Raw genomic sequence first — 20,398 nt, forward strand, 5'->3', positions numbered from 1 at the left:
CGGACGTGGAACGGAATAAAAACCGGCTGGTTTCCCTGCCGGTTTCCTGCACACACATTGTCCGCTTTACTGCATGTAATCCAGTGGATCCACTGTCTTATCCTGATGCTTCATCTCAAAGAATACATTGACGCCCTCCACGGAATAATACTTGGTAGGTTCTGACACATAACCAAGGGTCTGTCCCTCTTTCAGGTACTCACCCTGGGCCACGCATACTTCCTTCAGCTGTCCGCAGGTAGCAGTGTATTCATTGCCCAGGTCCATGACAACATAGTTGCCGATTTCCTCATTGCTTCCCACTTCCAGAATCCTTGCATTGGCTGGTGCCGCCACCGGCGTGCTTACATCAGACTGGATGACAATTCCAGGGTTGCATTTGTACTGGTCAAGGGTGGGGAAATAAATGGTCTGGTCCATGCTGTAATCCAGAAGCACATTGCCCCTTACCGGCCACTGCATCTTGCTGGCGTCTGAAAAGTTAAGCACCAGCGCATCTGCCGCATCTTTGCCGGCGCCTGCTTCTGCTGCCAGGTCATTGCCCTGGTTCTCGTTCTTTGCCACAGCTGCCTGGGTGGGAGCCGGGGTAACCTTCTGTGAATCCTTGACTGCATCGGATGCGCCTGCCACCTGAGCGGTTTCCGGCGTGGTCTCCTGGGCAATCATTTCTGGCTGGGGCATTTCAAGGTATGGATTTGTCTCAGTACCTTTTCCTCTTTGTACGGTAATGACACCTGCTGCGGCTACAATAGTCAGCAGGCCTAACACTAGCATGACAAGAAATAACTTATCCTTGAGCATCTGGTTTACTTTCTCTTTCACGTTTATCACCTCGGTACTATTCTTACCAAACCAGGGCGACTTATTCAGAAATGTAAGTAATATTTTTATAAAAATAACTCAGGATATCTTCTGCCTTCCAGCCTGCCTCTGCCTTCTCGTTGGCGGACTCCTGGCTCATGCCGTAGCCGTGTCCGATTCCCTTTGACACTGCCCGGATCTGGTCCTCATAGCTTTCCATTGTAAAACAGGCGGACTGGAGTCCCAGGGCATACTGCACCTCCTCGCCGGAAAAGCCGGCATTTCCAATCTGTATCTGGTCCACATAACCCGCCGTGTCCCTGGACACAATCTGTATGGTATCCGGTATCTGTGACACGTCCACTGTGCGGGCCCCTGTTTCACCTTCCGGGATCCCATTGATACGGGACACAAAGTCATCCTTGGAAAATGTGGCAATCTGCATATATCCTTCGGCTTCCACATCTCCCGGACAATCCACGTTTTCCAGATAAGGATGGGTAAAGTCACCCTTCCTTGTCATGCCGGCCGTGGCCCGGCAGAACATGGGGTCAATGCACCGGTTCTCATAGGTCATCACAATGCCGGAAGTGGCCTTTACCGCGTCCTCCAGCTTCCTGTAATACTCAGGAAAACGGCTGGAGCCCCACAGGCTTTTTAACTGGTCCGCCTCCACATAGTCCATGTCCAGGGCTGACTCCGCTATCTCATCCCCTTCCCCGGACGCCTCCATCTGACGGCAGATATAGGTGCGCGCAATGATTGCCTGGGCCTTTAATGCCTCCGGCTCATAGTCAACCGGCATCTGCCTGGCAATGACCCCCGGAAGATACTCCTCTATATCCATATAATAAGAACCGCTGCTCCGGTCCAGCAGGATCCTGCGTCTGCCGGATACTTCCTTTTGCTGTTCATAGTGCAGTTCCTCCCCCCGTATGGTGCCTGTCCATGCAAGGGTGCCCACATAGGGCACCATAAGCCCGGTCAGGGCTGCCCATAGGATGCGTTTATTCATGCCTTATCTCCCTCCTCTCCCTATGCGTGTACTTTCGTATCCCCGGCACCCATCTTAGCGGCTGGTTGTCCGCCAGGGTGTGTTTGAAACTTGCTTTCCGTCAGCCGTGCGTCCGGAAAATCCCTCTGTCATCAATATATGTCCGGGCCGGACGCCCTATGTGCCGCCTTTTGGCGCACAAAAAAATATCGCCGCACCGGGCCGGGCCCATGGGCGATATTTAGGGTATTATATGGTTTCCTGCGCATTGCGCAGCCAGGTCACTTTAAACCGTAAATCCTGGTATATTTTTCCTTCAGATACCGCACATAATATTCCGGGTTAAAGTCCTCCCCGGTCACATCCTTTAATATCTGGCGGCTGGTCTTTAATTTTCCATACTGGTGGATGTTTTCCTTCAGGTACTCACGGATGGCGTCAATGCCGCCGTCGGCCAGAAGTCCCTCGAAGTCCATGGTCTTCTTCATATGATAATACAGCTGTGCCCCGAAGGCGCTGCCCAGGGCATAGGACGGGAAATACCCAAAGGACCCCTGGGACCAGTGGATGTCCTGGAGCACGCCCTCTGCCGGGTTCTCAGGGCGTATGCCCAGATATTCCTCATATTTATCCGCCCATATATCGGGCAGCTTCTTCACATCCAGGTCCTCTTCAATGAGCATTTTCTCAATCTCATAACGGATCAGCACGTGAAGGCTGTAGCTCAGTTCATCTGCCTCGGTGCGGATCAGGCCCGGGGTTACTTTGTTGATGGCCTCCACGAACCGGTCCAGGTCCACCTGCCCCAGCTGCCCGGGGAACATCTCCTGCACCTTTTTATAGATGGGCACCCAGAACGCACGGTTGCGGCCAATGATGTTCTCAAAGAACCGGGACTGTGACTCATGCATTCCCATGCTGGCCCCCTGTCCGGCCGGGGTAAGGGTCAGGTCATCCCGGATTCCCAACTCGTAGATGCCGTGTCCGGCTTCATGGATGACGGAAAACAGGGAACTGTCCACGCTGTCCGTGTAGTGTGTGGTGATGCGCACATCCTTATTGTGCAGGTTGGTGGTAAAAGGATGGGCGCTGACAGCCATGACACCGCAGTCAAAATCAAAGCCCACATACCCTGCCAGGAAACGGGCCAGCTCCTCCTGCTTTTCCTCCGGGTAATCCCCTTTCAGGAAACCATCCTCAATCTTCTTTCCTTCCTCCATTACCTTTTTGAGGAACGGAACCAGTTCCTTTTTCAGGAGTCCGAAGAATTCATCCAGGTTCTCCATGGAGAAGCCCTTCTCATAATCATCCAGCATGATGTCGTAGGTCTTTTTCCCGTCCTTTGCCCGGTAGCCTGCAAACTTTTTCTGGAACCCGATTACCTTTTCAAGGGTTGGGGCAAATGCCTCAAAGTCCTGGTCTTTCTTGGCCCTGGCCCACACGCTGGTGGCCCTGGCCGTCAGACGGGCAAATTCCTGGTACTCCTCCTGGGGGATGCAGATGGTCTGCTCCAGTTCCTCTGACAGCTCCCGCACGTTGGCGGCCTCTGCCTCTGTCAGACCGCCCTGCTCCCGGCATTCCTTTAAAAGCTTCTTCATGCCATCGCAGGTCACTGCCTCAAAATACTCCCCTGACAATACGCCGATGACCTGGCTTGTCAGTTCCCCTGCCTCCTTTGGTGCAAGTGTCTCATTGTCCCACTCAAATAAGGTCATGGCTGTCTTGATGGCCATGGCTTTGTCCATGTATGTTTTTAATTCTTGGTATGGCTTTGACATCTTCTCTCCTTCCTGTCCGACTGTCCATGATACCGGAACAGTGATGGGACTGGAAACGTGGCTGAAACGCGCTCCCATAAATATGATACCCTGTGATTATACATCAATATACATGGGTTCCGCAAATTTAATCTGTAAAAAAATGCCTTCACGTTTTTTACTTTTTTTCGTATCAACGCATTAAAGTGCTTGCACCATTGCCTTTCATATAGTACTATATATTCTATAGAATATAAAATAAACCGGAGACCCATCCATGATAGAAGATTTAAAAGCAATCGGCAAGACCCCGCTCAGTGAAAAAGTATACAGCACCCTGGTGGAATCCATTGTTAAAGGCACCCTTCCCCCCGGGACCAAACTCCAGGAACAGCACGTGGCCAAACAGCTGGCTGTCAGCGCCACACCGGTGCGGGAAGCATTCCGGCGCATGGAACGGGACGGTTTCATTGAAAGCGTTCCTTACTGCGGCGTTGTGGTAAAGGAACTGGATTATGAGGAAATCATGGACGCCTATGCATGCCGGGCCAACCTGGAGCTGATGGCTGTCCGGGAAGCCATACATAAAATCACGGACCAGCAGCTGGATCTTCTGGTCCATCTTTCCCACAGCGCTGCCAGCGAAGATGACTTTATGAAGACTTCGGAAAACAGCAGCCGTTTCCACCAGACCATCTACCAGGCAGCGGACAATAAGGTCCTGATCCGCCTGATGGATTCCCTCAGCACCGTCATCCTCCGGGACATGAAGTACTCGGCCATGGACCCCAAACGCGAGCAGGAGATACTATCCGAACACCAGCGCATTGTCCAGGCCTTCCTGGACTGTGATGAGGATAAGGCGGTCAGGGCCATGTCCGTCCATCTGGACAACGGGCTTGCCTATATGAAAAAGAGAAGGTAATCCTTCTTTTTTTATCCTGTAATATTCTATAGAATATTTAATATTGAATATCCATCCTGAAATCCATATCAGGAAGGCACATATATAATATCATTGGAATGGAGGTAACAGAATGAAGAAAATACTGATGGCCCGCGGGGCCGACAAGGTGGTATCCACCTGTGTCAAAGTAAAACCGGGCGAGAAGGTGCTGATCATCACGGAAGCATCCCGCCTGTCCATTGCAGAGGCCATTGCCGCAGCCGTATACCGGGTCCAGGCAGAGCCCATCCTGCAGGTCATGGTCCCCCGTGACACGGACGGCCAGGAGCCGCCGGCTCCGGTTGCAGCTGCCATGAAGGCCAGCGATGCGTTCATATCCGTGGTGGGCAGGTCCATCACCCACACCCACGCCGTTAAGGACGCCATTGCAGGCGGTTCCCGGGGCGTGGTGCTGACCCAGTTCACAGAGGACATGATGATACACGGCGGAATCGAGGCTGACTTCGAGGCAGCCAGGACAGAGTGCAAAGCCGTGGCAGCCGCACTGGCCGGCTCGGAAAAGATCCATCTCACCACTGCCATGGGCACCGACCTGTACTACAGCGCGGCGGGCAGACGCGGCAACGCCCTTTACTGCATGGTGGAAAAAGGGGAATTCTCAACCATACCCACGGTAGAGGCCAATGTCTCGCCTCTGGAAGGCACTGCCAACGGGGTCATTGTGGCGGACGGCAGCATTCCTTACATAGGAATCGGCGTCCTGGACGAACCGGTGCGCTGTGTGGTTGAAAACGGAATGATCACCTCCATCGAAGGCGGCCGCCAGGCCAGGATGTTAAAGGAGGACCTGGACAGCAAACAGGACCCCAATGTCTATAATGTGGCGGAGATGGGCCTTGGGTTGAATCCAAACTGCCGCTTCATGGGCTTCATGCTGGAAGATGAAGGTGTTTACGGCACTGCCCACATCGGCATCGGGACCAGCATCACCCTGGGCGGCACGGTCAAGGCAGCCTGCCACTATGACCTGATCATGAAGGATGCAACCGTAACAGCTGACGGAAAAATGATTTTAAAAGACGGAAAAGTCGTACTGTAGGAGGAGGATGTGGAATATGACAAAAGAAAAAGCAAAGGAAAAAGCAAGGAATAAGTCCCTGTTCAACCGGTTCCTGGACGTGGTGGAACGGGCGGGCAATAAGCTGCCCCACCCAATCGTGCTCTTCGGCCTCTTCGCACTGGGCGTGGTGGTCATCTCCGGGCTGCTTCACGCCATGGGCGTTTCCGCAGAAGGCGAGTTGATCAACAGCAAAACCGGTGAAGTGGAGCACACCATCGTTACCATCAAAAGCCTGTTCAATACCAACGGCATTGTCTACATGATGACCAATGCAGTGAAGAACTTCACCGGCTTCGCGCCCTTGGGCACCGTGCTGGTGGCCATGCTGGGCGTAGGCGTGGCGGAACAGAGCGGCTGGATATCCTCCCTGCTGCGCAAAACCGTGGAAATCACACCGGCCGCCCTGATCACACCTGTGGTGGTCTTCCTGGGCTGTATGTCCAATGTGGCGGGAGACGCGGGTTATGTGGTGCTGATTCCCATCGGCGCCCTGATGTTCATGGCTTATGGCCGCCACCCCATGGCCGGCCTGGCGGCAGCCTTTGCAGGTGTTTCCGGCGGGTTCTCGGCCAACCTGCTGGTGGGCACCCTGGATCCCCTGCTTTCCGGGATTACCAATGAGGCCATCCGCATCGTGGATGCCAATTATACGGTGCAGCCCACCGGCAACTGGTTCTTTATGTGCGCCTCCACCTTTGTCATCACCATACTGGGCACCATCATAACAGACAAGATCGTGGAACCGCGTCTGGGGAAATTTCATGGCGGGACAGACACTGCCGGCTTTACCTCCAGTTCCATGTCACAGGAAGAAAGCAAAGCCCTTAAGACAGCCAATATAGTCCTGGTAATCATGGTCATTGGAATGATTGCACTGCTGATTCCCCAGTCCTCCTTCCTCCGCAACCCTGAAACAGGAAGCCTGGTGGACGGCTCTCCCTTCATGGACAGCATCATCATCCTGATTGCACTTTACTTTTTCGTGCCCGCTGTTGTTTACGGAAAAAAGGCGGGGACCTTTAAGGACCACCGGGACGTATGCGGCTCCATGAGCAAAAGCATGGCTTCCATGAGCACCTATATCTCGCTGGTATTTGTATCCTCCCAGTTCATCAATTACTTTAAATACACCAACATCGGCACCATCATCGCATTAAAGGGCGCAAACTTCTTTGGGGCCTCCGGCATCGGACCCATACCATTAATCATCCTGTTTGTCATCTTCTCCGCATTCGCCAACCTGTTCATGGGTTCTGCCTCCGCGAAGTGGACCATACTGGCGCCTGTGTTCATACCCATGTTCATGCTCCTTGGCTTCTCACCGGAGCTGACCCAGGTGGCTTACCGCATCGGTGATTCATGTACCAATGTCATCACCCCTCTTATGTCCCAGTTTGCCACCATCATCATCTTCGCAAAACGGTACGATGACAATGCCGGCATCGGCACCCTGGTGGCGACCATGCTTCCGTACAGCCTGATCTTCCTCATTGGGTGGACCGTCCTCCTGGCACTGTGGATGGTTCTTGGCCTACCGCTGGGCCCCGGCGTTTCGCTGATGCTGTAGGAAAGAGGGGCGTACATGGTTAACCGGAAACGATTATTGGAAACATTTATGGAATACGTCAGGATTGACAGTGAATCAGGAGATGAAAGGGAAATGTGCCTGAAGGTGGAAAAGGACCTGAAGGACCTGGGCGCGGACGTGATACGGCAGGGACATGGGCAGGACACCCATTCCAATGGGTGGAACCTGCTTTGCACCCTGAAAGGCAGTCCCGGCCTGTCTCCCCTGATCCTCTCAGCGCACCTGGATACTGTTTCCCCCGGAAAGGGCATCGAACCTTTGCTGGGACAGGACGGCGTCCTGCGCAGCAAAGGCCCCACCATCCTGGGCGGGGATGATAAATGCGGGGCAGCGGCCATGGTGGAACTGGCCAGGTCCTTAAAGGACCACCCGGTTCCCCACCGGACCGTCCAGCTCATCTTCACGGTAGGGGAAGAAAGCGGGCAGTACGGGGCAAAAGCCCTGGAAAAAGACCGGCGACTCCTGGCAGCGGACAATGCCCTGGTACTGGACTCCAGCGGTCCCCCAGGGCGCATGGTCATATCTGCACCCGGCCACGCCGTAATCCGTGCCGTGATTACCGGTAAGGCATCCCATGCAGGGAACCGCCCCCGGGAAGGGATCAGCGCAATCACCACGGCCGCACGGGCCGTGGCCGCCATGAAACTGGGGCAGGTGGATGATGAGACCACTGCCAATATCGGCACCCTAAGCGCCGTGGGCGCCACCAATGTGGTGAATCCCCGCATGGAGTTCATTGCCGAGGCCAGAAGCCGGAACAAGGAAAAACTCAGGGCCCAGACCGGCCATATGACGGACTGCCTGAAGGCTGCCTGCCATGAATCCGGCGCAGCGCTGGATTATGGGATTGAACAGTTATATGAGGGGTTTGATATCCCGGAGGACCACCCCTTCCTCTTGGAACTGTCCGGAATCTTCCGCTCCATGGGCATCTCCCCCTTCACCGCTGCCTCCGGCGGGGGCAGCGACGCAAACGCGCTGAACGCCATGGGAATCATGGCCGTGAACCTGGGCGTGGGGATGACCAGGGGACATTCAACAGAGGAGGAACTGGCAGAGACGGATCTGTATGATACGGCGCAGTTTCTATGGGAGGCCACCACATTCCCCGGACACGCCCCTGCCCCGGACTGAGCCGCATTTTCCAGACACCCCTGCCCCCGGATCGGGCCGCATTTCCCAGACAGACGCATCACCAGGCTGGGCCGCATTTTCCAGACACCCCTGCCCCCGGACCGGGCCGCATTTTCCAGACAGACGCATCACCGGGCCGGGCCGCATCTCCACATACACATCCCCGGACCGCCAGACCAACCATCACGCGGCGCTGTAAGCCGCAATCCCGATAAAGAACACCACGGTCATCAGCGTGCCCACGGAGAGGGTGGTGGATATATAGGCCCCATCCTCCCCTGTGTCCGCAAACAGCGGTATGATAAAGGGCGCCGGCAGGGCGTATATCAGCAGCATTGCCATGAAAAGTTCCTTATCAAAAGGTGTTGCCGCAAATATGACGGCGCTGCCCGCTGCCAGCACTGCCGCCAGTACCGCCAGGCGCAGCAAGACCGTCTTCACCACCGGGGCCATCAGTTCCCGCCGCAGTTCCAGTTCATATCCCACCACAATCAGGATTACCCCTGCGGTGGGCGCCGTGATGAAGTTTATGAGGCTTGTCACAATCCCTCCTATCTGCGAACCCAGGACGGCGCTCCCGGCCCCGGATACCCCCAGTATGATACCGGCCGCCATGCCCAGGCACGCCTTATTGGACACAAGGCCCGCAAGCACGTCCCGCGCCCCTGTCTTCTGCCCGTCCGTAATCTTCAGGGCCGACAGGTACACCGTATACGCAAACATGGTCTGGCCGATATCAACCGTTGCAAACACGGAGGTTGCGCCGCTGCCCCCAATCAGGGCAAAGAGCGCATATCCCAGCATCCCTCCCTCTGCCGAGCTGAGCAGGAAGGGCATGAAACGGTCATATGGCTTCACAAAACGCCTGGTCAGGAAACCAAATCCCAGGGCAATGCCAAATCCCACATAGACCACTGCAAACACAAGCAGTACCCGCATGCTGTACGAGGCTGTCAGGAATGCGTTGAACAGCACTGCCGGCAGGGTGATATTCCCAATCAGCCCTTTCAGTCCGGCCAGCCCCTTATGGTCAATATACTGTTTCTTCATGCACAGGCATCCCAGTCCGATCATGGCAATCACAGGCGCCACCATCTGGGTTATTTTTAAAGCCAGTTCCATTATCCATCCCCCATTTCCCTTAAAATCCTGAAACAAAAGGCAGGCCAACAACGCAGCCTGCCTTTTTACAGCTCATCTGAATCCTCTCATGTCTTAGGGCATGTTTGAAGCGCGCCCCAGCAAACCTTTAGTGGATTGCATCCTCAAAGAATTCATATGCTTCCCTATCCGTAAACCCTTCATGCACAATCTTGCCGATGGCTGCCGCCATCTCCAGGGAATGGGGGCTCTGGAAGATGTTCCTTCCCATATCCACGCCATGGGCCCCTCCTTTGATGGCATTGTAAGCCAGGGTCAGGGCATCCTTCTCCGGAAGCTTCTTGCCGCCTGCCACTACAATGGGTACCGGGCACGCAGCCACTACCTCTTCAAAGTTCTCACAGTAATAGGTCTTGATGATATTGGCGCCCATCTCCGCAACAATACGGGTGGCCAGCTTAAAGAACCGGTCCGTGCGCTCCATCTGCTTGCCCACAGCCACAACACCCATGGTTGGGATGCTGTATTTCATACCCAGGTTGATTGCCTTCGAAAGGTTCTCAATGCTGGACAGCTGCCCGTCCGCGCCGATAAAGGTCTGGATGGCCATGCAGTCTGCATTCATACGGATTGCGTCTTCAATGTCAACTGCCAGGATCTCATGGGATAAATCATCGTTGAGCATGGAGGAACCGGAAGTGGAACGCAGGGCAATGCCCTTGCCGCAGTCCGGTGACACGCAGGAACGCAGCGCTCCCCTGGTGCCCATCAGCACATCCACATAAGGAACCAGCTTGGGAATCACCAGGTCCAGGCGCTCCAGGCCCGCGGTGGATCCCATAAAGTATCCATGGTCAAATGCAAACATGACTGTATTGCCGCTTTTGGGGCTGAAAATGTTGGACAGATGTTTCTTCATGCCCCAGTCCAGATGGTTGGCCCCCTTTACATAGAATCCTTCATTATTGGCAAAAGGAACGTCCACATGATAATCCTTTGCAACCTTTACGCCTTCCAAATCAGCCATAATCAAAAATCTCCTTCCAAGTCTTTTCTTACAGTTTAATCAATTTTGTCCTTTTTTTCAACTTAGAAGTTATAATCGTTCATGTTGTCTGCATTGAATACGGTACGTTCCGGCAGCAGCACAACGCCGTTGTTCACTTCTGCTGTGGATGCGCCTTCAACCAGGCAGTCATTTGGCATAACTTCTACTTCGCCGATGCTGGGGATATCAATCTTGTCGCCTACATGTACTTCGTTGCCTGCCGCAAGGTAAGCTGCAAGGTAGCATCCCATTGCGCCCTGTACGCCGCAGTCCCAAAGGCCCCACTGCTCAATAACGCCTGCAGCGCAGTAATCCTTGATGGACATTGGGGAAGCAAAACCGGTAATTGTAACGTCATCCTTTGTAAGTCCCTTGTTCTGGGCAGCTTTACACTGTCCCGGAAGCGCGGTGGAGTCGTTACAGATGATCAGGTCAATGTCAGAGTGGGCTTCCAGGATGGATGCACCGATGGAAACAGCCTTCTCTGCATCCTGCTCTGAGTAATAGTTATCAGGAGCAACATTTTCCCAGTTGGGGAAGTTTTCCTTGATGTAAGCTTCGCCTGCAACCTGCCAGGAGTTCTGGTCAGCAACCGTTGCCTGTGAATAATGCCAGCAGTATTTGATTGTATCAGCCTTAACGTCCTTGCCGCGGTTGGTCAGGGAATCAGCGCCCATGTCAACCAGCATCTTGCCTAACAGGTCCGGTGTTCCCTGGCTTACCATCAGGGTACGGGCGGTATCGGAAACGTCTGAATCCCATGTAACAACGGTAACGCCTGCATCCTTTGCCTCTGTCAGCGCTGAATCCAGTCCGGTGGCATCCACGGAAGATACGCAGATTGCATCCACACCGCTGGCTACTGCGTTGTTGATTACGTTAACCTGGTCAGCAACCGCTGCATTGGCGCTGCCCTGGTAATCAACGGTAAAGCCCCACTCCTTGGAATATTCCTGGGCGCCGTTATTAGCGGACTCGAAGAATGCGTTGCCTGTCAGCTTGGGAATGAATGCAACGGTCAGGCCGGATACGTCTGCGCCTGCTGCCGGGGCCTCAGTTGCAGCCTCTTCCTTTTTCTCTTCTGCCTTTGTCTCTGCTGCCTCTGCCTTTGTCTCAGCCGCTGTTGTGGGCGCTGCCGTGGTAGGGGTGCTTCCGCCGCCGCAGCCTGCCAGTGAAACGGTCATTGCTCCTGCGAGAACCACTGATAACAATTTTTTCTTCATAATCTTGTTCCTCCTTAATAAATTATTATTGTTTTTTAATATGTTCGTATTTACAGGGAAATCCTGTTCCCATAATACCTTGCTTTATTTTTTCTTTTTATGGACCAATGCGATGACCTTCTGGTTATTTACCAGGGAACGTCCGATTACAACCACCAGCAGAATCAGCCCCACCGGAATATCCAGATACTGCTGGCTCACCTTAAAGCAGAGGGGAAGCCCGAACCTTAAGACGCCGATTACCACTGCTGCCAGGGCTGTTCCAAGGACGCTTCCCTTGCCGCCCGTGCTCAGGGTGCCTCCAAGCACCACTGCCGTGATGATGGGCATGGTCAGTGTTGCGCCGATATCGCTCTTGGCCGTTCCCAGATAGGAGGTCAGGACAATGCCTGCAACCGCAGCGCTCATGGCGGACAGCACATAAGTGCTGAGGATGACCAGCCTACTGTTAATGCCTGAATACTCTGCCGCGTTCTGGTTCACGCCGATAAGGAAAATCTGCCGTCCGTACTTGGTCTTATGCAGCAGTATGTAGGCAATGACGGCCAGGGCCAGGAAGATAAGCACCTGGTTGGGTATGACGCCGAACAGCTTAAACTTGGTAATCCTGATAAAGCTGTCAGGGAACCCGTTAATGCCTTTGTAGCTTTCCGTGGCCGACAGGTTGGATACCAGCAGAGCAAGGCCGGAGAACAGGAAGCTGCCTCCCAGCGTCACCACCATGGGCTGGACCCCGCAGTAAGCCACGAAATATCCGGAAAGGGCGCCGCACAGCGCTGCCACCACAATCCCCAGGCAGGCCGCTGCCCAGATGTTAAGTCCCCAGTCCTGCCATGACACGCCCAGGACAATGGAGGTCAGGCCCACAATGGATCCGGCCTGTATATCGATTCCTCCTGTTATCATTACGAAGGTGACGAACAGGGAAATGATACAGATGGAAATCATATCGTTGATGCTTCCGAATAATACGCGGGGCATCAGGAACTTGCTGTTAGCTGTTGCAAATATGATAAACTCAAGGACCAGGATACAGAGCAGGACGGTCTCCCAGCTTTTTAATGCCTTTTTCATGACTGAACCCCTCCTTTTTTATCCGCATCCGCCGCTGTCCTTGCTGACAGTATATGATGCCGGTTCTTCAGGATGGCCCTGTTCTGCGTTACGGTGTTGATGACCACGATGGTAATCAGCAGGATGCCTGTAATGGTATTGTCGTAATCAGAGGAGAAGCCCAGGAATACCAGGATCCTGCTGATGCTGGACATGATGATGGCGCCGATGGACGCGCCGATCAGGCTTCCCTGCCCTCCTGTCAGGGCAATTCCTCCCAGGACACAGGCCGCGATTGCCTTCATCTCGTAGCTGTTGCCCGCGGTGGGGGTGATGAAACCGATACGGGAGGTATAAATCATACCGGCCGCGGCAGCGAATATACCGCTCAGTATGTACGCCATGATCTTGGTCTGGGACGCAGGTATGCCTACAAGGGTTGCGCCTGCGGCGTTGTCACCCACGGCAATGAAGTATTTGCCCTTCTTGGTCTGTGTCAGTATGAGATGGCCCGCAATCACAACCAGGATTGTCACCGCGTAAAAGGCAGTGAGCTGCCCGGCTATCAGGGTATTGGACATCCTTGTATACTCAGCCGGAAGGTTCTCCACCCACGCCCCCTTTGTATACACATAAATCAGTCCGCGCACAACGCCGTTCACGCCAAGCGTAAATATAAGGGATGGAATCTGAAGCACGGAAACCCCAAGTCCATTGACGAATCCAATCACGGCCCCAATGGCCAGGGCTGCCAGTATGGCTGCCATCCAGTTGGTTCCGTCCCGGAGCAGGGTGGCACCCACCGCCGCGGACATGCCCAGGGTGGCGCCCACCGATACGTCAATCTCACCCGTCAGGATGACGAAAGCGCTGCCCACTGCCAGTAATGTAAACACCACGCTGTCGTTAAAGCAGTTCAGGATGGATGTCGGCTGCCAGAAATCCGGGTTTACACATCCCACAATGAATATCAATGCCGCCAGAAATAAAAAGCTGCTCATTTCATGGGATTTGATTATCTTTTTCATTTGATTCATGTCTCTCCACCTGCTTTCATTCTTCTGCCACACCAAAGGATGCCGCCATCAGGCTGGCCTGGCTGATTTCCGATTTGGACAGTTCTCCCTTGATACGCCCGGAAAATACCACCACTGCCCGGTCGGAAAGCTCCACAATCTCTTCCATATCAGAAGATATCAGCATGATTGCAACGCCCTGGGCCTTCAGTTTATGGATAATGGAATACACATCGCCTCTGGCCGCAGCGTCAATGCCGCGGGTGGGCTCATCCAGGATGACCAGCTTGGGATTGGTGGAAAGGGACCTTCCGATTACGATTTTCTGCTGGTTTCCTCCGGAAAGGCTTCCGGCTGTCTGGTCCTGGCCCGTGACCTTGATGCGGAAATCATCGATGTAGCGCTGGGCAACTTCTTTTTCCGCTTTCCTGTCCAGGAAAAACCCGCCCATCTTCTTATCCCTTAATAAGGAAGAGGTTGTGTTGGCAGCCACGTCGCTGATGCCGAACAATCCGTTCAGCCGCCTGTCCTCAGGCACGTAATTGATGCCTGCCTTCAGCACCTCTGCCGTGGAAAGACCGGTTACATCCTTTCCGTCCAGGATTGCCTTTCCCTTCAGCACCTTATCCCTTCCGAATATGGTGGTGGCCAGCTCGGTCCGTCCTGCCCCCACCACTCCGGCCACTCCCAGCACCTCGCCGGGGTACACCTTCAGGTTCACGTCCTCAAACCCATATCCGGAATAATGCTTCAGTTCGAACACCGGTTCCAGCCCTTCATAGTTCAGGGCCCCGGCCGTGTCCCGGCCGTCTTTTAACTCAGATTCATCCATGTTGGGAGGCAGGAGGCCCTTAACCAGCATCTCCCTGGTAAAATCAGCAACACGACCTTTTAATGTGATGATACCGTCCCTCATGATTGCCACATGGGTGGCTATCTGGAATACCTCTGCCAGACGGTGGGTTATGTAAATGATGCCAATGCCCTTCTGCTTTAAATCCTCCACTATCTTAAAAAGGCTTTCCACTTCGTCAAATGTCAGGGCGCTGGTAGGTTCATCCAGTATCAGGACCCTGGCATTCCTCAAAAGCCCTCTCAGAAGTTCAACCAGCTGCTGCTCTGCAATGGAAAGGCTCATGGCTTTCCTGGTCAGGTCCAGGTGCCAGCCGATGTCGTCCATAATCTGAATCAGCCTTTTTCTCAGGGCACCTGTATTTTCCTTAAAGCCGATCAGCACATTCTCCTCAACCGTCATGTTGGGAAACAGCATGGGTTCCTGGGGCACCATGTAAACCCCCTTTGCAAGTATAGCCGAAGGCTTGAAGGAACTTATCTTATCCCCTGCAATCACAAGCTCCCCTTCATCGGGCTGGTAGATACCCATGATGATCTTCATCAGGGTGCTCTTTCCGGCACCGTTCCCGCCTATCAAAGCCAGCACCTCGCCCTTGCCGACATCCAGGTCAATTCCTTTTAATACTGCGTTTAAGCCAAATGTCTTAAAGACGCCGCGGGCAGAAAGCAGCATGTCTTTCGGATCACATGTTCCTGCTTGACTCATGTTTACCCTCCTTAGCGCATCTGTTTTTATTGTTTTTCATAATCTTGATATTTTTGTTTGCTCACAAAACATTTGTAACACTTGTAAGTATACGGGAATGACATAAGTTTGTCAAGTGGTTTTCAGCATTTTAACATGTTTTACATGTCTGGCCCCTGTTTATTTTTAGTTGTTTATACGGTTCATTTTTCTTTTTTTCTCTGTTTTTTATCGAATTAGTGCACATCAATTCCGGTTTATCCCCCTATTTCATATGTATTTCCCCCAATTTTGCATATTGACATTAATGTTGCCCTTTGATATACTAATGTCAAAGTTAAACATTTTATTCGAATCAAAACATTTGTTTCATACAATTTCTAATGTTTGATTCCAAATGTTTTGCTTCCTAATATAACTCAGGATACAGGAGGTGTGTACGGCCGGTATGGATTATGAAGATTCCTTAATCGTTAAAACAGCCTGGTACTATTATATAGAAAACATGACCCAGCAGAAGATTTCCGAGAAGCTTGGGATATCCCGTATGAAGGTCATTAAATTGCTGGAAAAGGCCAGACAGACAGGGGTGATCCAGTTTAAGATCTCTCCGGAGCGGAGCCAGCAGCTGATGCTTGAGCAGAAGCTTACCACCCAGTGGAACTTAAAGGATGTCTTCGTGGTCCCCACCCCGCCAAACGGCTCCAATCTCAATGAGACCATTGCCCAGGCAGCCGCCATGTACATCGGAGACAGGCTGACGGAGAACATGTTCATCAATATGGGATACGGGGATACCCCCAGCAGGGTGCTGAACCATCTGGCCACCATTGCCGAATCCCCGATCTCCGTGGTGTCCCTCACAGGCGGGGTCAGCTATTACCTGCCCAACATCCGTTCCAACATCTTCAATGCCAAGCTTTACCTTTACCCGGCCCCACTTCTTGTGTCCTCTAAGGAGATGTGCAAAGCCATGCGTGACGAGCCGCCCATCCAGGAGATTGCAAGGATGGTCCGCCTGGCAACCATGACCGTTGTGGGAATCGGGGCCATGAACGAGGATGCAACGATCATCTCCAACGGTATTCTAAATCCCAATGATTTCCTGTACCTTTCCATGCAGGGAGCGGTGGGCGATATCCTGACCCACTTTTTTGACAGGGATGGCAGCCCCATCCACAGCGACATCGAGGAACGGCTGTTCAGCACCTCGCTAAATACTTTGAAGAGCCTGAACAATGTAATCGGCATATCCGGCGGCCCCCAGAAGGTGGAGGCCATACGGGCCGCCCTCAGGGGCAGTTATCTGGATGTGCTGATTACGGATGAGGATACCGCGCTGCAGCTGATTGACGCGGATTGATGTAAGCGGAATATAAAAGAATTGAAAAGGAGGAGCTACATATGTCAAAGAAATACTTTCTTGCTGTTGACGCCGGCACCGGCAGCGTCCGGGCAGTCCTGTTCGACCTGGAGGGCAGCCAGATCGCATGTGTGCAACAGGAATGGGAGCATAAGGAAGACCCCAGGTATCCGGGCAGCATGGATTTTGACTGGACATACAACTGGGAACTGACCTGCGGATGCATCAGGGGGGTTCTTAAGGAATCCGGCATTGCACCGGAAGAGATAGCGGCCATTTCCACCACCTGCATGAGGGAGGGAATCGTACTTTACGACAGGGAAGGAAATGAAATCTGGGCCTGCGCCAACGTGGATGCCAGAAGCAACGATGAAGTGGGCCGCCTGCGTGAGGCCTATCCGGGACAGGAAAAGGAACTGTATCTGGAGTCCGGACAGACCTATGCCCTGGACGCCCTTCCCCGCCTTTTATGGGTCAGGGACAAGATGCCCCAGGTCTACGAAAAGCTGGCCTATGTGGGCATGTTTAATGACTGGCTCATCTATAAGATGACCGGGGTCCTGGCCGTGGAACCCAGCAACGGCTCCACCACCGGCCTGTTCAGCCTTAAAAAGAGGGACTGGGATCCTACCATTGCCCAGCGCTGCGGGCTGCGCACCGATATTTTCCCCGAGGTACGTGAATGCGGCTCCACCGCAGGGACCGTAACCGCCCAGTGTGAGGCGCAGACCGGGCTGGCCCAGGGCACGCCTGTGATTGTGGGCGGCGGCGACGCGCAGCTGGGCTGCATCGGCGTAGGGGTGGTGAAACCGAACCAGGCAGCTGTCTTTGGCGGCAGCTTCTGGCAGTATGAGTACAATACAGGGGACGGACACACAGACCAGGACTGCCGTGTCCGCGTCAACTGCCATGCAGTGCCAGGCGTATGGCAGTATGAGGCCCTTGCATTTAAGCCCGGCCTTGTGATGCGCTGGTTCCGGGACGGCTTCTGCCAGGCAGAGAAGGAGCTTGCCAGACTGGAGGGCACTGACCCTTATGACGTGATGAACCGGTATGCCAAGGATATACCGGCCGGATGTTACGGCATGATGTGCGCATTTTCCGATGTCATGAACTTCATCAGCTGGAAGCACGCCTCACCCACCTTTACCAATTTTGAACTGGATCCGGCGCGTTTCTCCAAGTATACGTTCTACCGGGCCATCCTTGAGAACACCGCCCTGGTCACCAAGGGCCATCTGGACCTGGTCCGGGAAGCCACGGGCAACCAGCCGGAGGAAATCATTTTCGCAGGAGGCGCTTCCAAGAGCCCCCTGTGGTGCCAGATCCTCTCCGATGTGCTGGGACTCCCTGTGAAGGTCCCGGTTGTCAAAGAGGCCACTGCCCTGGGCGCCGCCATCCTGGCAGGCTATGGGGTGGGCATATACGACGACATGTCAAAGGCAGCTGAAAAGCTGGTGAAATGGGACACCACCTATGTCCCTGATATGGAAAACCATAAGATTTACTGTGAAATGTACGGACAATGGCGCAAGGTTTACAAGGCTCAGCTGGATATCTGCAACCAGGATTTAACCAAGAGCATGTGGGCCGCCCCAGGATTATAGAACCAAAATGACAGAACCAAGGTCATAGAATAGGAGGATATAGTAGGATGTTTATAGTAAATGAAAGTGAAAAAGAGTACCGCTTTGGCAACAGCGGCCCAAAATACCTGATGAAAGGCCCAAGAATGAATTTTGCAGTGGTGCAGTTCCAGCCAGGGGAGGATTTCAAGGCGCATTACCACAATATCATGGAGGAGGATTTCTTTATTCTGGAAGGGGAAATCGATATTGTGGTTGACGGGACCGTGCATCATTTAAAACAAGGGGATTTGATTCATATAGAACCTTCTGAAATCCACTACTGCGTCAACTCTTATGACAAGACCGTAAAAATGATATCCACCCTGGCTCCATATCAGGAAGTGGATAAGGTGGAGATTGAGGATTATACTTATTGATGGGATACCTTTTAGGGAAGGGCCCGGCTGTGGATATGGCCGGGCCCTTTTTCGCTGCTTTTATATAGCTGACTATTCTCTCCCATCCACTTTATATGGGAACGCACAAAACCCCCTCCCATATTGCATGCAGGGAACCAGTAGCAAGGACACTGCACCCCTTCCAAAAGTCATTCCACCGAGTCCCATACAGTCTGCAGTTATCATCCGTATTGGTAATGATTATGGTTTCAGGACTCAGGCTGTTGATAAAATCCGGGGTAAAATAAACATGACCCTTGTCATTGCGACCATGATGGGACAACTTGATAAGCGGGACAGAACCTGTAAATCCCGCCCTTTCCATGGCCGCCTGCAGGCTGCTTTCAAATATATCCCCGCAGAACAGGGCCGCTGCCTCTGTCCCGTGATTCAGCAGCCAGACAGAACTGTCACCGTTGAGATACCTGGCTGCCCGGCTCCAGGCATCCCTGACAGTTCCCGGTCTGCATTGGCCCGCGCAAAGACAGAACTCTTCAAAAGCAGTTGTCCCATGACATAAATCCGCCGGAAAAAGCTCTCTTAATGTATAGCTTCCAAAGGAAAATACAAAGGGAGCTTCCTTTCTCCCCTCCTCTCCCAAAAGCCCCTGAAAGGCCGTATGCACCACTGTATCCTGTCTTTTCAGATGCTTAATCAGGCGGCGGTAATCCATGACTGTCTGGCAGAATTCCCTTTCCATCCCTTCCCTTTCCAGATAATCAGAATCCAGACCCAAAGGTCCGTAGGGAAGCACTGCTTCTGTTACAGGAACAGAAAGGACCACCTGATCCAGCCAGCCCAGATGATCCCCGTGGAGATGGGTAAGAATCAGAAGGTCAATGGATGGAATTCCCAGTTTCTGCAGATAATCCATAAGAGGCGGATATTGCGTCTCCTTCCTTCCTCCGTCAATCAGAACATATCCGGGTGATGAACCTCCCTTCTGCAATTCCAGGAGAAAGCAATCCGCCTGTCCAAAAGGCAGGGACAGAAGGCGGCTCACAGAACACCTACCGGTTTCAAATCCGGGGTAAGTAACATACATTTGTTCTTTAGAAGATATTCCCTGTCCTTAAGAATCCGGAGCAGGCCGTCATCCGAGCAGATTGGTCTCTCTGTGATGATTCCTGCCAGGCCTGTATCTTCAGCTCTATGGCTATCACTGCCTGCCGTTGCAATCAGGTCAGGATGTTCCATGAGTATATTCTGGGTTTTCTCATTTCCGTTATCGTGCCTCGGGCTTGTGTTGAAAGCTTCCATACCATGAAGCAGTCCTGCTGCCGCCGGTTTGCAGTTGTCCTGACGGTTTGGGTGGGCCTGGATTATCAGAAACCGTTCCCTGTAACGGCGGTAGAAGGATTCTAAATTCATGGTAATCCATGTCTCCCCTTCGGCCCTGAAAAGTTCTTCCGATACCCCGTAAAGAAGATAATCATTGGGATTGCCTAGGAAGCGGATTTCAATACCAAACCCCAGATAAAAATCATCCCTGCACAAATCCTTTCCTTTTTTCCATGGCATCAGAAAACTTTCTGCCCTCTCCTTCCAAGATAGCTGTTCTGTTTTTATGAAAAATTCCTGGTGGAAATGGTTGGTAAGGCAGAAGCCCTGATACCCCCGCTCCTTATACCGCTGTATCATTTCCCCAATTGTCAGCCAGCCGCAGGGGCTGACTTCCCTGCTGTGTACATGCAAATCATAACAATAAGACATAATGCCTCTTCCTC

The 20,398-nt window shown here is 53.0% G+C and carries 18 protein-coding genes; 7 read left to right on the plus strand and 11 right to left on the minus strand.

Annotated elements, in window-relative coordinates:
* Window positions 1–66: 66 nt before the first annotated feature.
* From DWX59_RS02610 to DWX59_RS02620, 3 genes are all read right to left on the minus strand, one after another.
* Window positions 67–822 (minus strand): M23 family metallopeptidase, encoded by a 756-nt coding sequence (locus DWX59_RS02610; RefSeq protein ID WP_117555975.1) that lies wholly within the window; start codon window positions 820–822, stop codon window positions 67–69.
* A 40-nt stretch (window positions 823–862) separates the two neighbouring features.
* Entirely contained in the window at window positions 863–1,816 is a 954-nt protein-coding gene (locus DWX59_RS02615; protein WP_117555977.1) for a SpoIID/LytB domain-containing protein, read from the minus strand.
* Window positions 1,817–2,076: 260 nt separating this feature from the next.
* Window positions 2,077–3,573, minus strand: coding sequence for a gluzincin family metallopeptidase (locus DWX59_RS02620; protein WP_117555979.1), 1,497 nt, complete (start codon window positions 3,571–3,573; stop codon window positions 2,077–2,079).
* A 256-nt stretch (window positions 3,574–3,829) separates the two neighbouring features.
* Here DWX59_RS02620 and DWX59_RS02625 point away from each other — a divergent pair, with 256 nt between their 5' ends.
* The 4 genes from DWX59_RS02625 to DWX59_RS02640 all read left to right on the plus strand — a co-directional run bounded on the left by DWX59_RS02625 (window position 3,830) and on the right by DWX59_RS02640 (window position 8,301).
* Complete coding sequence (locus DWX59_RS02625; protein ID WP_117555981.1) at window positions 3,830–4,477, plus strand: GntR family transcriptional regulator; 648 nt, start codon at window positions 3,830–3,832, stop codon at window positions 4,475–4,477.
* 112 nt (window positions 4,478–4,589) lie between these two features.
* The gene (locus DWX59_RS02630; RefSeq protein ID WP_117555983.1) at window positions 4,590–5,558 is read left to right on the plus strand and encodes an aminopeptidase; all 969 of its coding nucleotides are present in this window, start codon (window positions 4,590–4,592) and stop codon (window positions 5,556–5,558) included.
* 16 nt (window positions 5,559–5,574) lie between these two features.
* Entirely contained in the window at window positions 5,575–7,146 is a 1,572-nt protein-coding gene (locus DWX59_RS02635) for an AbgT family transporter (protein ID WP_117555985.1), read from the plus strand.
* Window positions 7,147–7,161: 15 nt separating this feature from the next.
* Window positions 7,162–8,301: a M20/M25/M40 family metallo-hydrolase gene (locus DWX59_RS02640; RefSeq protein WP_117555986.1), complete on the plus strand. Its 1,140-nt coding sequence runs from the start codon at window positions 7,162–7,164 to the stop codon at window positions 8,299–8,301.
* 183 nt (window positions 8,302–8,484) lie between these two features.
* Here DWX59_RS02640 and DWX59_RS02645 read toward each other — a convergent pair whose 3' ends face one another.
* From DWX59_RS02645 to DWX59_RS02670, 6 genes are all read right to left on the minus strand, one after another.
* Complete coding sequence (locus tag DWX59_RS02645) at window positions 8,485–9,423, minus strand: AEC family transporter (RefSeq protein ID WP_117557205.1); 939 nt, start codon at window positions 9,421–9,423, stop codon at window positions 8,485–8,487.
* A 127-nt stretch (window positions 9,424–9,550) separates the two neighbouring features.
* Entirely contained in the window at window positions 9,551–10,429 is an 879-nt protein-coding gene (gene lsrF, locus DWX59_RS02650) for a 3-hydroxy-5-phosphonooxypentane-2,4-dione thiolase (RefSeq protein WP_117555988.1), read from the minus strand.
* Between the two features lie 62 nt (window positions 10,430–10,491).
* Window positions 10,492–11,673, minus strand: a complete 1,182-nt coding sequence (locus tag DWX59_RS02655) for a substrate-binding domain-containing protein (RefSeq protein WP_117555990.1) — start codon at window positions 11,671–11,673, stop codon at window positions 10,492–10,494.
* Window positions 11,674–11,757: 84 nt separating this feature from the next.
* A complete protein-coding gene (locus DWX59_RS02660) occupies window positions 11,758–12,747 on the minus strand; it encodes an ABC transporter permease (RefSeq protein ID WP_117555992.1) in 990 nt (329 codons plus the stop codon).
* Entirely contained in the window at window positions 12,744–13,763 is a 1,020-nt protein-coding gene (locus DWX59_RS02665; protein WP_117555994.1) for an ABC transporter permease, read from the minus strand. Before DWX59_RS02665 ends, DWX59_RS02660 begins: the two co-directional genes overlap by 4 nt.
* Window positions 13,764–13,779: 16 nt before the next feature.
* On the minus strand, window positions 13,780–15,303 hold the full coding sequence (locus DWX59_RS02670) for a sugar ABC transporter ATP-binding protein (protein ID WP_117555996.1): 1,524 nt from the start codon (window positions 15,301–15,303) through the stop codon (window positions 13,780–13,782).
* Window positions 15,304–15,730: 427 nt separating this feature from the next.
* Here DWX59_RS02670 and DWX59_RS02675 point away from each other — a divergent pair, with 427 nt between their 5' ends.
* From DWX59_RS02675 to DWX59_RS02685, 3 genes are read left to right on the plus strand one after another with little or no spacing between them, the layout of a single operon-like run.
* Window positions 15,731–16,645 (plus strand): sugar-binding transcriptional regulator, encoded by a 915-nt coding sequence (locus DWX59_RS02675; RefSeq protein WP_117555998.1) that lies wholly within the window; start codon window positions 15,731–15,733, stop codon window positions 16,643–16,645.
* A 41-nt stretch (window positions 16,646–16,686) separates the two neighbouring features.
* Window positions 16,687–18,252, plus strand: a complete 1,566-nt coding sequence (gene lsrK, locus DWX59_RS02680) for an autoinducer-2 kinase (protein ID WP_117556000.1) — start codon at window positions 16,687–16,689, stop codon at window positions 18,250–18,252.
* Between the two features lie 47 nt (window positions 18,253–18,299).
* Complete coding sequence (locus tag DWX59_RS02685; RefSeq protein ID WP_117556002.1) at window positions 18,300–18,650, plus strand: cupin domain-containing protein; 351 nt, start codon at window positions 18,300–18,302, stop codon at window positions 18,648–18,650.
* A 91-nt stretch (window positions 18,651–18,741) separates the two neighbouring features.
* Here the strand turns inward: DWX59_RS02685 and DWX59_RS02690 are convergent, their stop codons facing one another.
* Together DWX59_RS02690 and DWX59_RS02695 are read right to left on the minus strand one after the other, a co-directional pair.
* The gene (locus DWX59_RS02690) at window positions 18,742–19,716 is read right to left on the minus strand and encodes an MBL fold metallo-hydrolase (protein ID WP_117556004.1); all 975 of its coding nucleotides are present in this window, start codon (window positions 19,714–19,716) and stop codon (window positions 18,742–18,744) included.
* Entirely contained in the window at window positions 19,671–20,384 is a 714-nt protein-coding gene (locus tag DWX59_RS02695) for a PHP domain-containing protein (RefSeq protein ID WP_117556006.1), read from the minus strand. The genes DWX59_RS02690 and DWX59_RS02695 overlap by 46 nt, the downstream gene beginning before the upstream one ends.
* Between the last annotated feature and the right edge of the window lie 14 nt (window positions 20,385–20,398).

The organism is Enterocloster aldenensis (assembly GCF_003434055.1).
Classification (GTDB): Bacteria; Bacillota; Clostridia; order Lachnospirales; family Lachnospiraceae; genus Enterocloster; species Enterocloster aldenensis.